The following is a 13,579-nucleotide window of genomic DNA, read 5'->3' on the forward strand; positions in this document are numbered from 1 at the left end:
AGGAGATCTGAACATGACGATTAAAGTGAAACTGGAATTGGCTTCGGGCCAGTCATTGAAAGGTGCGCCGCTGGAATTGTTGTCCAAGGGGCTGCCGATTGCGCGGGGCGTTGTGGATGCTCAGGGGGTGGTGGCGTTTGATGCCAAGCCTGGGGCTGGGGACTTAGCGGTGCGAGTGGATCGGGGAATCTTGAAGGCCTGACCCCGATCGCTCGATCGTTCCCACGCTCCTGCGTGGGAATGCCTCCACGGACGCTCCGCGTTCGGCTGTTGATGGGACGCGGAGCGTCCCGGGCTGCATTCCCACGCGGAGCGTGGGAACGATCTTCAAACCGCTCAACATCCTGGCTCCGTAACCCCCGCAGACCTGATCGTTCCCACGCTCCCGCGTGGGAACGCCTCCACGGACGCTCCGCGTTCGGCTGTTGATGGGACGCGGAGCGTCCCGGGCTGCATTCCCACGCGGAGCGTGGGAACGATCTTCAAACCGCTCAACATCCCGGCTCCGTAACCCCCGCAGACCTGATCGTTCCCACGCTCCCGCGTGGGAATGCCTCAACGGACGCTCCGCGTTCGGCTGTTGATGGGACGCGGAGCATCCCGGGCTGCATTCCCACGCAGAGCGTCGGCACGATCTTTTAACCGCGTTGCGCTTCTGCCTCTTCATGGGCATGGCGCAGCCGCTCACGGCTGTTGGTCAAATGCAGTCGCATCGCTGCTCGCGCCGCATCGGAATCCTGCCGCGCGATAGCGTCGTAAATCTCTTCGTGCTCACGGCTCAGACGATTCATGTAGTGCTGCTGGTCGTCATGGGCCAGGCGCGCGGAGTTAAGCCGCGTGCGCGGAATAATGCTGGTGCCCAGGTGGGTCATGATGTCGGTGAAGTAGCGGTTGCCGGTGGCCAGGGCGATTTGCAGGTGGAACTGGAAGTCCGAAGCTACCGCGTCACTGGCGTGGGAGGCGCTTTCATTCAACGCATCCAATGCCGCACGCATCAGGCCAAGTTGTTCGGCGCTGCGACGTTGCGCAGCGAGGCCAGCGGACTCCACTTCCAGACTGATGCGCAGCTCCAGGATCGCCAGCACGTCACGCAGGGTGACCACGGTGGCCGGGTCGATGCGGAAACCGCTCGGGCTCGGCGTGTCGAGGACGAAGGTGCCGATACCATGGCGGGTTTCCACCTGCCCGGCGGCCTGCAAACGGGAAATCGCCTCACGCACCACGGTGCGGCTGACGCCATGGGCGTCCATGATCGCCGACTCGGTGGGCAACTTGTCGCCCCGCTTGAGTTGACCGTCGCGGATCTGCTCGGACAGCACCGTCACCAGTTCCTGAGCGAGGCTGCGGCGCTTGCGAGGGAGACGAGGTGCGTCGATCGGGTTTTCCATGGTGAACGTCTGTCTCGAGAATTCGGCTGAAAGCGCATCATAGCGCAAGCGGGTTGTACGATCACCGTTGAAGAACACGGCCCCTGTAGGAGCGAGGCTTGTGTGGCGAGGGGGCTTGCCCCCGTTGGGTCGCGAAGCGGCCCCCTCCTCTTCAGCAAAAGAAGGGGACTGCTGCGCAGTCCAACGGAGGCAAGCCCCCTCGCCACAAAGGCCCGTCCCATCAAGGGATGTGTGGGGATCAGGCGGTTACGGCTTGATCCACCAGATGGCCGTTGTCTATTCGGATATGTCTTGGGTGGAAACGCTTCAGGCTGCTGCGATGGCCGACGCTGACAATGCTCAACCCCGGTATTTCATCGATCAACGCCTGGTACAGCGACGCTTCGTCCTCTTCATCCATCGCCGAGGTGGCTTCGTCCATGTATAGCCATTGCGGCGCGTAAAGCAGCGCCCGGGCGAAGGCCAGACGTTGCTGTTCACCCGGCGACAACATGCGCTGCCAGTGATTGGCTTCGTCCAGACGCGCCACCAGATGCGGCAAGCGGCAAGTTTCCAGCACTTCGGCATAACGCTCAGGCGCGTAGGTGTCGCCGGGCTGTGGATAACTCAAGGCTTCACGCAAGGTGCCAATCGGCAGATACGGTTTCTGCGGCAGGAACAGGTAACGCGCCGCCGGCAACCGGATGTTGCCGTGGCCCGCCGGCCACAAATGCCCCATCGCCCGCAGCAGCGTGGACTTACCGCTGCCGGAACGCCCACTGAGCATGACGCGCTCGCCCTCCTCCACGGTCATGTCGGCGTTGGTCAGCAAGTGACGGCCATCCGCCAGGTCCAGGCCCAGGTTGTGGATTTTCAAGTCCGAACCCTGGTTCTGCACGTCGATGGCCGGTGCACGCTCTTCGTTATCGCGCATGGCCTGATGGAAACTCAGCAGACGATCGCAGGTGGCACGCCACGCCGCGAGGTTCTGGTACGCACTGATAAACCAGCTGAAACTCTCCTGCACATTGCCGAACGCCGAACTGATTTGCATCAGCTCACCGAGTTCGATCTTGCCCGCGAAATAACGCGGCGCGGCCACCATGAACGGAAAGATGATGGCGGCTTGGCTGTAACCGGCAGTGAAGAATGTCAGGCGCTTGGACACTTTCATGATGTCCCAGAAATTGTGCCAGACCAGACCGAAACGGCTGCTCAGGCGCCGGTTTTCATTCGGCTCGCCGTTGTACAACGCAATGCTTTCAGCGTTTTCACGCACCCGGACCATGGAGAAGCGCAGGTCGGCTTCGAAGCGTTGTTGTTGGTTGTTGAGGCCGATCAAGCGACGACCGATCAAATGAGTCAGCCAGCTGCCGATCACGGCGTAGACCAGCACACACCAGAACATATAGCCGGGAATGGTGAAACCGAGCACTTCAATACTGCCCGACACGCCCCACAGAATGATCGAGAACGACACCAGGCTGACAATGTTGCGCAGCAAACCAATGCCCAGTTCCAGGGTGTTGGAGGTGAAGTTGTTGAGGTCTTCGGAAATCCGCTGGTCCGGGTTATCGGTGTAACCGCCCTGCTCCAGCTGGTAGTAATTCTTGTTGGCGAGCCAGCGGGCGAAATGCTTTTCGGTGAGCCACGCACGCCAGCGAATGGTCAGCATCTGCGTCAGGTAAAGGCGATACACCGCGCCGACAATCGCCACCGTCGCAATCCCGCAGAAATACAGGATCAGCCGCCAGAACGCCGCTTCATCCTTCTTTTGCAGGGCGTTGTAGAAATCCTTGTACCAGGTGTTGAACCACACCGAGATCCCCACGCTGAGCAGCGACAACGCAATCACCGCGATCAACAGCGTCCAGGCCTTGACCTTCTCTTCGCTGGACCAATACGGCGTGATCATCGCCCAGACTTTGCGGAAAAACTGCCCGCGCACCGCATCATTGACCGCGGAATATTCAGCGTTCTGATTCATGGATAAGGCTCGATAGAGAAAAGAACACACACGAACCGATCATAGATGATCGGTTCGGTTCCCCGCGAGGAGCGGCCTGCCTTCATTCAGCGCAGGTTCAGCGACGAACGGGACGCTTCTGCAGTTTGCGCTGCAGCGTGCGGCGGTGCATGCCCAGGGCGCGGGCCGTGGCGGAGATGTTGCCTTCGTGCTCGGTCAACACCCGCTGGATGTGCTCCCATTGCAGGCGATCCACGGACATCGGGTTTTCCGGCACCAGGGTGTCGAGGTCGGCGTGCTCGGACAGCAGCGCCGCCAACACGTCATCGGCGTCCGCCGGTTTGCAAAGGTAATTGCAGGCGCCGCGCTTGATCGCCTCGACAGCGGTGGCGATGCTCGAATAACCGGTGAGGATCACCACGCGCATTTCCGGGTCGAGTTCGAGCAGTTTCGGCAGCAATACCAGGCCGGAATCGCCGTCCATTTTCAGGTCGAGCGCGGCGTAGTCCGGCAGGTCGGCCTGGGCGATGGTCAGGCCTTCTTCGGCGGAACCGGCAGTGCTGACACGAAAACCACGGCGGGCCATGGCACGGGCCATCACGCGGGTGAAGGTGGCGTCATCGTCTACCAGCAGCAAATGCGGCAGTTCTTCGCCTTCTACTTGGATCTCGTCACTCATGTTCGTCTCCTCGGGCGACACGGGGCAGGCGCAGCTCGGTAAGCGTGCCACCTTCCTCATGACTGTAGAGTTTCACTGAGCCGCCCGCGCGTGTCACGCTGGCCTTGCTCAAAAACAGGCCCAGGCCGAAACCTTTGCCCTTGGTGGTAAAAAACGGTTTGCCGATCTGCTCGGCGATGGCCAGCGGCACACCGGCGCCGTGATCGCGGATGCTGATGGTCAAGTCTTCGGCGTTCCAGTCCAGCGTCACTTGCAGCCCTTCGGGGCAGGCATCGGCGGCGTTGTTCAGCAAATTCAGCAGCGCCTGGGTCAAATCCGGCGGCGGTGCCATGCGCGGCACCGTGCCCTGGCCGAGACGCTGGAAGCGGTAACTGGCTTCCGGGCGCATCAGGTGCCAGCGGTTCAGGGCTTCGTCGAGCCAATCGGTAACGTCCTGCATCTCCACCGCCAGACGGCGATTGGCTTCGGCGGCGCGCACCAGTTGTTGCAAAGTCTCTTTGCAGAGTTTGACCTGATCCTGCAGCACCTTCAGATCATCCTGCAACAGCGGGTCGGGATGATCCTGCTGCATCTCTTTGAGCAGCACGCTCATGGTCGCCAGCGGCGTGCCCAGTTCATGCGCAGCGCCGGCGGCTTGCGTGGCCACGGCCAGCAATTGCTGATCGCGCAAGCCTTCTTCGCGGCGGATGGCGCGCAGCTCATCCTGACGCCGCAACTCTTCGGCCATGCGTGCGGCGAAAAACGTGATCACTGCCGCAGCGAGGGCGAAGCTCAGCCACATCCCGTACACCTGCAGGTTTTCCCGGGCAATCGGGAACGTTTGCAGCGGGTAGAACCGCGCCAGCAGCAAGGTGTACATGGCCAGGGCGATGCCGGACAGAATCAGCGAAAAACGCCACGGCAAGGTCACGGCGGCGATGGTCAGCGGCACCAGGTAATAAGAGACGAACGGGTTGGTCGAACCGCCGGAGAAATACAGCAAGGCACTGTGGATAAACAGGTCGCAGGCCAATTGCACGGCGTATTCGAGTTCGGTGACCGGCCACGAGGTGCGCAGGCGAATGGCGGTGAATGCACACAGCAGCATCGAACAGCCGAGGGTCAATGCCAGTTGAAACCAGGGCAAGGGCAGCAAATCGAACCAGTAGGCCAGCCCGACGGAGCCGGCCTGGGCGGCGAGTACCAAAGTGCGGATGAACGTCAGCCGCCAGAGATTCTGGCGAGTCGCGGAAGTGATTTGAACGGGGGCGAGCATGAGCTCTCCTGATGAGCGCTCCAGGCGGATCGCACGGAGTATAACCAAGCACGGGGGCTGGCAGGCAAAAGTGCGGCAAATGGACACATAGAAGCAGCGGCAAGTTTTAAGCGGCAAGCTGTAAGTTAAAAGCTTGTGGCTTGTAGCTTGAAACTTGCAGCTGCCCCATAGAGTCTGATGGTTTCACGCAGGCTCGGACCTTAACCCCTGCGCCCTTCCAAGGAGCTTTTCATGCACACATTGCGCCGCAGCGCCGCCCTTCTCGCCCTCAGCGTGGGCACCGTCGCCAGTCTCCCGACCCTGGCCGCCGACGAACTTCACTACAACCAGATTGCCCTGCGCGCCGAAGTCAGCCAGGAAGTGGCCCGCGACCTGATGATCGTGACGCTCTATACCGAAGAACAAAACACCGACCCGGCCAAGCTCGCCGCCGACGTCAGCACCACCATGAACAAGGCATTGGCCCAGGCCAAGCAAGTCAAAGACATCACCCTGCGCCAAGGCAGCCGCAACAGCTACCCGATCTACGACACCAAAGGCCAGAAAATCACCGGCTGGCGTGAACGCGCCGAACTGCGCCTGGAAAGCTCGGACTTCGCCGCCCTGTCGAAACTGACCGGCGAACTGCTCACCGACCTGAAAATGGGCGGCATGGACTTCGCCATCGCCACGCCAACCCGCAAGGCCAGCGAAGACGCACTGCTCAAAGACGCCGTCACCGCGTTCAAGGCCCGCGCGCAACTGGCGACCGATGCGCTGGGCGGCAAGGGTTACAAAATCGTCAACCTGAACCTGAACAGCAACGGTTATCCACAACCCTACATGCGCGCGCCGATGATGATGAAAGCGGCGGGCATGGACTCCGCGCCGGTGACGCCTGAAGTTGAGGCTGGCACCAGCCAGGTCAGCATGACGGCGGATGGCTCGATTGAAGTGTTGATGACGCCTTGATTCAGTAGCCCGTACACACCAGAGCGCCTGATCGTTCCCACGCTCCGCGTGGGAATGCAGCAAGGGACGCTCTGCGTCCCAAGAGCGGACGCAGAGCGTCCGGGGAGGCATTCCCACGCAGAGCGTGGGAACGATCAATCAAACGGCGATCACCTGGCGTGACCGCCGTTTTTTATTGCCTGCGATAATCCGCCGGACGCCATCGCGTTCATGCCGTAATCGACCCGCGCCCTCCTCAACTATGCCCGGATAGAGCAGTCCCCCTCAAAAAACGATATTTCCGCCCGACCCGTCAACACAGCTACTCTCAGGGGTATACCGCTACCCAAATCCCCCGGGGACTCCATGGAAAGAACCACCGTCAAACCGCTGCTGCTCGCCCTCGCTTTAGCCACCTCCGCGCCGTTCGCCCAAGCCGCTACGACCCTGGTCTATTGCTCCGAAGCCAGCCCCGCCGGTTTCGACCCGAGCCAGTACACCAGCGGTACCGACTTCGATGCTTCGGCCGAGACGGTTTTCAATCGGCTCACCCAATTCAAGCGAGGCGGCACCGAAGTCGAACCGGGGCTGGCGACCAGCTGGGACGTGAGCCAGGACGGCTTGAGCTACACCTTCCACCTACGCCACGGCGTGAAATTCCACACCACCGACTACTTCACCCCGACCAGGGACTTCAACGCCGACGACGTGTTGTTCACTTTCCAGCGCCTGCTCGACCCGGAGAATGCGTTCCGCAAGGCTTATCCCGCCGAGTCGCCATACTTCACCGACATGGACCTGAACAAGACGATCAAGAGTGTCGACAAGATCGACGAGCACACCGTGCGCTTGAGCCTGAACAACATCGACGCCGCGTTCATCCAGAACCTGGCCATGAGCTTCGCCTCGGTGCAGTCCGCCGAGTACGGCGCGCAGCTATTAAAGGAAGGCAAAGCGGCAGACATTAACCAGAAGCCAGTCGGCACCGGGCCGTTCGTGTTCAAGCGTTATCAGAAGGACTCGCAGATCCGTTACGCCGGCAACAAGGCGTACTGGAAACCCGAGGATGTGAAAATCGACAACCTGGTGTTCTCGATCACCCCCGACGCCGCCGTGCGCTTGCAGAAGCTCAAGACTGGCGAATGCCAGGTCAGCGGCTACCCGCGCCCCGCCGATATTGAAGTGATGGAAAAGACCCGAACCTGACGGTGCTCAAGCAGGCCGGTTTCAACCTTGGCTTCCTGGCCTACAACGTGACCCATCCGCCGCTGGACCAGCTCAAGGTGCGCCAGGCGCTGGACATGGCCATCGACAAATCCGCGATCATCAAAGCCGTGTACCAGAGCGCCGGGCAACTCGCACAAAACGCCCTGCCGCCGGCGCAATGGTCATTTGATCCGACTATCAAGGACGCGCCCCACGATCCGGCCAAGGCCAAGGCGCTACTGAAAGAAGCGGGGGTTGCACCCGGTACGACCATTAATTTGTGGGCCATGACCGTGCAGCGCGCGTCCAATCCGAATGCGCGGATGTCGGCACAGATGATCCAGCAGGATTGGGAGAAGGTCGGGATCAAGGCCAACATCGTCAGCTATGAGTGGGGCGAGTACATCAAGCGCGCCAAGAACGGCGAGCACGACGCGATGATCTACGGCTGGACCGGCGACAACGGCGACCCGGACAACTGGCTCGGCGTGCTCTACAGCTGCGCTGCGGTGAAAGGTAGCAACTACGCCAAGTGGTGCGACCCGGCGTACGACAAACTGGTCCAGCAGGCCAAGGTGTCCACCGACCGTGACGAACGGGTCAAGCTCTACCAGCAGGCGCAGAAAATCCTCAAGCAACAGGTGCCGATTACCCCGATCGCCAACTCGACGGTGTTCCAGCCTTTGCGCAAGGAAGTAACCGACTTCAAGATCAGCCCGTTTGGCCTCACGCCCTTCTATGGCGTGGGTATAAATAAGTAACACCGCGCCCCAGTCGGGTGCGCCATACGCGCCCGTCGCCCCCTCGTGGGGCGCCGTTTGCACCGTAAAAAACGTGCGCAAACGGTCAAATGCGTCAATATTTATACATATGCGACATTAAGGTACGTTCGTGCCACTGTTTAAGACTTGTGGCCGTTCTGGATCTTGCAATGGGTATGGCCCCTGCATAAGTATCCGCAGGCACGACTCACGAGGTCGTCCTCTAATTCCAAAAATGACAACAAATCATGAGGCCACCATGCTTAAACACGCGGTCATTCCGTTTTTAGTCGGCGCCAGCTTGTTAGCTGCCGCACCTTTCGCCCAAGCGGCGACTAACCTGGTGTTTTGCTCCGAAGGGAGCCCGGCCGGTTTTGATCCTGGTCAGTACACCACCGGAACCGACTTCGACGCCTCTGCAGAAACCATGTTCAACCGTTTGACTCAGTTCGAACGTGGCGGCACCGCTGTCATTCCTGGTCTGGCGACCAGCTGGGACATTACCCCGGACGGCCTGACGTACACCTTCCACCTGCGTGAAGGCGTCAAGTTCCACACCACCCCGTACTTCAAGCCCACTCGTGAGTTCAACGCCGACGACGTGCTGTTCACCTTTAATCGCATGATTAACAAGGATGATCCGTTCCGCAAAGCGTACCCGACCGAATTCCCGTACTTCACCGACATGGGGATGGACACCAACATCACCAAGATCGACAAAGTCGACGACCACACCGTCAAGTTCACTTTGAAAGAAGTGGATGCTGCGTTCATCCAGAACATGGCCATGAGCTTCGCTTCCCTGCAATCCGCCGAGTACGCTGCCCAGCTGCTCAAGGAAGGCAAGGCTGCGGACATCAACCAGAAGCCGATCGGCACTGGCCCGTTCGTGTTCAAGAGCTACCAGAAAGACTCCAACATCCGCTACACCGGGAACAAGGACTACTGGAAGCCTGACGACGTCAAGATCGACAACCTGATCTTCGCCATCACCACCGACCCGTCGGTGCGCATCCAGAAGCTGAAGAAGAACGAGTGCCAGATCACCCTGTTCCCTCGTCCAGCCGACCTGAAAGCGCTGAAAGAAGACAAAACCCTGAAAATGCCTGACCAGGCTGGTTTCAACCTGGGCTACATCGCCTACAACGTGATGGACAAGGTCAAGGGCAGCAACGAGCCGAACCCGCTGGCTGACCTGCGCGTCCGTCAGGCGCTGGACATGGCCGTCAACAAGCCGCAGATCATTGATTCGGTTTATCAGGGCGCGGGTCAACTGGCCGTCAACGCCATGCCGCCGACCCAGTGGTCCTACGACACCACCATCAAGGACGCCAAGTACGACCCTGAGAAAGCCAAAGAGCTGCTCAAGGAAGCCGGCGTCAAGGAAGGCACCGAGATCGTCCTGTGGGCGATGCCGGTACAGCGTCCGTACAACCCGAACGCCAAGCTGATGGCTGAAATGCTGCAGTCCGACTGGAAGAAAATCGGCCTGAACGTGAAGATCACCAGCTACGAGTGGGGCGAGTACATCAAGCGTTCCAAAGGCGGCGAGAACCAGGCCATGATCATTGGCTGGAGCGGTGACAATGGTGATCCGGATAACTGGCTCAACGTTCTGTTCGGCTGCGACTCGCTGAGCGGCAACAACTTCTCCAAGTGGTGCGACAAGAAGTTCGACGGCCTCGTCAAAGAAGCCAAGCGCACGACCGACCAGGGCAAGCGCACCGAACTGTACAAAGAGGCGCAACACGTCCTCAAAGATGCAGTTCCAATGACACCTATCGCACACTCGACGGTGTATCAACCCATGCGCACAACCGTGCAGGACTTCAAGATCAGCCCATTCGGCTTGAACTCCTTCTACGGCGTCAGCGTTAGCAAATAAGATTTGGCAGCGGCGACGTGTTTAACGTCGCCGCTGCTTTTATCTGCCGGGAATGTAGGAATTTACTGACAGCCAAATCCGCTGCGTACCACAGCAGAGGTTAAGGACGTGTCGGCTTTTCCTACGCGTTTTTCAGGCCTTTCCGCATTTACTGCCAGACCCACGGCCCCTACCGTCGGGTTCTGACCAGTTCATGCGTGGGCCCTCGGTTTGCTGCACATGGTTTGAGATCAATGAAGTCTCCACGTCCCCGGACGGGACGGCGGCTCATTGTTAAACACTAAAAGAGGGAGCGTCATGCGCCATACCTTGGTTTTATCCGCATTGCTGGGCACCGGCCTGTTGGCCGCCACTTCCATCAGCCAGGCCGCCAACAACAGCCTGGTGTTCTGCTCTGAAGGCAGCCCCGCCGGTTTCGACACGGCGCAGTACACCACTGCGACCGACAACGACGCCGCCGAGCCGCTGTACAACCGACTGGCAGAGTTTGAAAAAGGCGCCACCAACGTCGTTCCGGGCCTGGCCACTCGCTGGGATATTTCCGAAGACGGCCTCACGTACACCTTCCACCTGCGCGAAGGGGTGAAGTTCCACACCACGCCCTACTTCACGCCAACCCGTGATTTCAATGCCGATGACGTGCTGTTCACGTTCAACCGCATGCTCGATCCGCAGCAACCTTTCCGTAAGGCTTACCCCACCGAGTTCCCGTATTTCAACGGGATGAGCCTGAACAAGAACATCGCCAAGGTCGAAAAGACCGGGCCGCTGACCGTGGTCATGACGCTCAACAGCGTCGACGCCGCGTTCATCCAGAACCTCGCCATGAGCTTCGCCGCCATCCTGTCGGCCGAATACGCCGACAAACTGTTGGCCGACGGCAAGCCCAGCGACATCAACCAGAAGCCGATCGGCACCGGGCCGTTCGTGTTCAAGAGCTACCAGAAAGATTCCAACATCCGCTACAGCGGCAACAAGCAGTACTGGGACCCGAGCCGGGTCAAGCTCGACAACCTGATTTTCGCCATCAACACCGACGCCTCGGTGCGGGTGCAGAAGCTCAAGGCCAACGAGTGCCAGATCACCCTGCATCCGCGCCCTGCCGATGTGACCGCCCTGAAGAACGACCCGAAACTCAAGCTGATCGAGAAGCCGGGTTTCAACCTTGGCTACATCGCCTACAACGTGCGGCACAAACCGTTCGACCAGCTCGAAGTGCGTCAGGCGCTGGACATGGCGGTGAACAAGCAAAGCATTCTCAACGCCGTGTACCAGGGCGCCGGGCAGTTGGCGGTCAACGCCATGCCGCCGACCCAGTGGTCCTACGACGACACCATCAAGGACGCCGCCTACAACCCGGAAAAAGCCAGGGAATTGCTCAAGGCTGCCGGCGTGAAGGAAGGCACCGAAATCACCCTCTGGGCCATGCCGGTCCAGCGCCCGTACAACCCCAACGCCAAGTTGATGGCCGAAATGCTCCAGGCGGATTGGGCGAAGATCGGCCTCAAGGTCAACATCGTCAGCTACGAATGGGGCGAGTACATCAAGCGCACCAAGAATGGCGAGCACGACGTCAGCCTGATCGGCTGGACCGGTGACAACGGGGACCCGGACAACTGGCTCGGCACGCTGTACAGCTGTGACGCCATCGGCGGCAACAACTACTCCATGTGGTGCGATCCGGCTTACGACAAATTGGTCAAGCAGGCCAAGGTCGTCACCGATCGTGACCAACGCACCGTGCTTTACAAACAGGCGCAGCAATTGCTTAAGCAGCAAGTGCCGATCACGCCTATTGCTCACTCGACGGTCAACCAACCGTTAAGCGCCAAAATCGAAGGGTTCAAGGTAAGCCCCTTTGGTCGCAACGTGTTCTCGGGTGTCAGCATCGATCAATAACCGATAAGCCTGAAACGCTGAGGACGGATTCTGTCCTCACGCAAGCGTATTGCCGTAATTCGCCAAACAGGCCTGGAGCAAACGTTTGCGATGCCTTGAATGAGTTCAACCAAATAGTCGGATCACCAAAAAAGACCGGCATTAAAAAAAAGAAAGAAAGGAGCTTCACCCATGAAACTGAGCAGCACCGCGATTTTGGCCTTGGCCATCAGCAGCGTAACCGCCACGGCTTACGCAGAAACCCAGAGTCAGGCGTTCACCCCGGTTACCGTGAAAGAGAAAAGTGCCCAAAGCGAAGCCACGGGCTTTGTCGAAGGTCAATCGATCAGCGGCACCACGCGTAACTGGTACGCCAACGAACAGTTCAAGCGTGGCGCCAAGCTCCGTTACAAGGAAGACGGCGTACTGAAGGAAACGGATCGTCGTATCAACTGGGTCCAGGGCACGATCATCAAGTACAACTCGGGTTTCACTGAGGGTACTGTCGGCTTCAGTACTGAAGTCGCGGCTTACAACGCTATCGCCCTGGATCGTGACCGCAAGGATCTGGCATCTGCCAATGGCGGCGCACCCATTCCCGGTGTTGGCGGTCTCGGCAATAACCGTACCCTGACTAAAAATGGCGGCGACGCCGAGGGGCAGTGGAGCAAGCTCGGCCTGGCCAACGTCAAGGCCCGTTTCTCCAACACCACGCTGACCGCCGGCCGCATGAACTTCAGCAGCCCGATGGTCGATGTCATCGGTAACCGTCCACTGCCTTCAAGCTTTGAAGGTGTGGCGATCAAGAGTGAAGAACTGGAAAACCTGTCGTTTGACCTGGCCGCCTTTGATCGCAACTCACCGCGTACAGAAGAGAGCCAGCGTAAATTCCGCGCGGAATACGCCGACCACCTCGTTGAGGTCGATCACGTATACACCGGCGGTATCACCTACCAGCCGTTCGCCAGCTTGACCACCAGCCTGTGGGGCACCCAGGCCGAAGACATGTGGAACCAGTACTACTTCGGCGCCAGCCACGTATTGGGTGACAGCTCGGTGCTGAGCCTGACCACCGGCCTGAACTACTACAAGACCGTTGACGAAGGCAAAGCCAAGCTCGGCCAGATCGACAACGACACTTACTCGCTGTCGCTGGGCCTGACCCACCAGGCCCACAGCCTGACCTTCTCGTACCAGGAAGTGAACGGTAACGAATACTTCGACTACCTGCACGAAACCAACGGCATCTACCTGGCCAACTCCCTGCTGTCCGACTTCAACGGCCCGAACGAAAAATCCTTCCAGATCGCCTACGGCCTGAACATGGCCGAATACGGCGTTCCTGGCCTGAAGTTCAACATCTACCAGGCTCGCGGCTGGGGCATCGACGGTACTCACTATAAAGGTGGCGAGTACGACAGCGTGCGGGCGATGGACGGCGAACACCATTACGAATATGGCATCGGTACTTCGTACGCCGTGCAGAGCGGCCCGCTTAAAGCGACCACCATCCGCGCGACCTACACCGCCCACCGCGCCAGCGAAAACCAGGCCGATGGCAGCCTCAACGAGTTCCGTCTCGTGACCACCATCCCATTCAACATTCTGTAAAAACGCACGCCAACGGCTGACTCAAGATGAGTCGGCCGTTC

9 protein-coding genes and 1 pseudogene are annotated in these 13,579 nt (G+C 59.5%); 6 read left to right on the plus strand and 4 right to left on the minus strand.

Annotation, left to right across the window (positions count from 1 at the left end):
• Positions 1-13 precede the first annotated feature (13 nt).
• Positions 14-202 (plus strand): hypothetical protein, encoded by a 189-nt coding sequence (locus tag FQ192_RS04985; protein ID WP_149657607.1) that lies wholly within the window; start codon positions 14-16, stop codon positions 200-202.
• 436 nt (positions 203-638) lie between these two features.
• Here the strand turns inward: FQ192_RS04985 and FQ192_RS04990 are convergent, their stop codons facing one another.
• The 4 genes from FQ192_RS04990 to FQ192_RS05010 all read right to left on the minus strand — a co-directional run bounded on the left by FQ192_RS04990 (position 639) and on the right by FQ192_RS05010 (position 5,267).
• A complete protein-coding gene (locus FQ192_RS04990) occupies positions 639-1,388 on the minus strand; it encodes a FadR/GntR family transcriptional regulator (protein ID WP_054616145.1) in 750 nt (249 codons plus the stop codon).
• Positions 1,389-1,626: 238 nt separating this feature from the next.
• A complete protein-coding gene (locus FQ192_RS05000; protein ID WP_149657609.1) occupies positions 1,627-3,354 on the minus strand; it encodes an ABC transporter ATP-binding protein/permease in 1,728 nt (575 codons plus the stop codon).
• 97 nt (positions 3,355-3,451) lie between these two features.
• Positions 3,452-4,012, minus strand: a complete 561-nt coding sequence (locus tag FQ192_RS05005; RefSeq protein WP_007942792.1) for a response regulator transcription factor — start codon at positions 4,010-4,012, stop codon at positions 3,452-3,454.
• Complete coding sequence (locus FQ192_RS05010) at positions 4,005-5,267, minus strand: ATP-binding protein (protein ID WP_149657610.1); 1,263 nt, start codon at positions 5,265-5,267, stop codon at positions 4,005-4,007. Before FQ192_RS05010 ends, FQ192_RS05005 begins: the two co-directional genes overlap by 8 nt.
• A 231-nt stretch (positions 5,268-5,498) precedes the next feature.
• Between FQ192_RS05010 and FQ192_RS05015 the strand changes: the two genes are divergently transcribed.
• The 5 genes and pseudogenes from FQ192_RS05015 (at position 5,499) to FQ192_RS05035 (ending at position 13,538) form a co-directional block, all read left to right on the plus strand.
• The gene (locus tag FQ192_RS05015) at positions 5,499-6,218 is read left to right on the plus strand and encodes an SIMPL domain-containing protein (protein ID WP_149657611.1); all 720 of its coding nucleotides are present in this window, start codon (positions 5,499-5,501) and stop codon (positions 6,216-6,218) included.
• 345 nt (positions 6,219-6,563) lie between these two features.
• A pseudogene (locus FQ192_RS05020) lies at positions 6,564-8,164 on the plus strand (ABC transporter substrate-binding protein).
• A 259-nt stretch (positions 8,165-8,423) separates the two neighbouring features.
• Positions 8,424-10,049, plus strand: a complete 1,626-nt coding sequence (locus FQ192_RS05025) for an ABC transporter substrate-binding protein (RefSeq protein WP_149657612.1) — start codon at positions 8,424-8,426, stop codon at positions 10,047-10,049.
• A 297-nt stretch (positions 10,050-10,346) separates the two neighbouring features.
• On the plus strand, positions 10,347-11,948 hold the full coding sequence (locus FQ192_RS05030) for an ABC transporter substrate-binding protein (RefSeq protein WP_149657613.1): 1,602 nt from the start codon (positions 10,347-10,349) through the stop codon (positions 11,946-11,948).
• Positions 11,949-12,119: 171 nt separating this feature from the next.
• Positions 12,120-13,538 carry an OprD family porin gene (locus FQ192_RS05035; protein WP_149657614.1) on the plus strand — a complete coding sequence of 473 codons (1,419 nt, stop codon included), beginning with the start codon at positions 12,120-12,122 and terminating at the stop codon, positions 13,536-13,538.
• The last annotated feature ends 41 nt before the right edge of the window (positions 13,539-13,579 follow it).

The organism is Pseudomonas sp. ANT_J12, from assembly GCF_008370045.1.
Lineage (GTDB): Bacteria > Pseudomonadota > Gammaproteobacteria > Pseudomonadales > Pseudomonadaceae > Aquipseudomonas.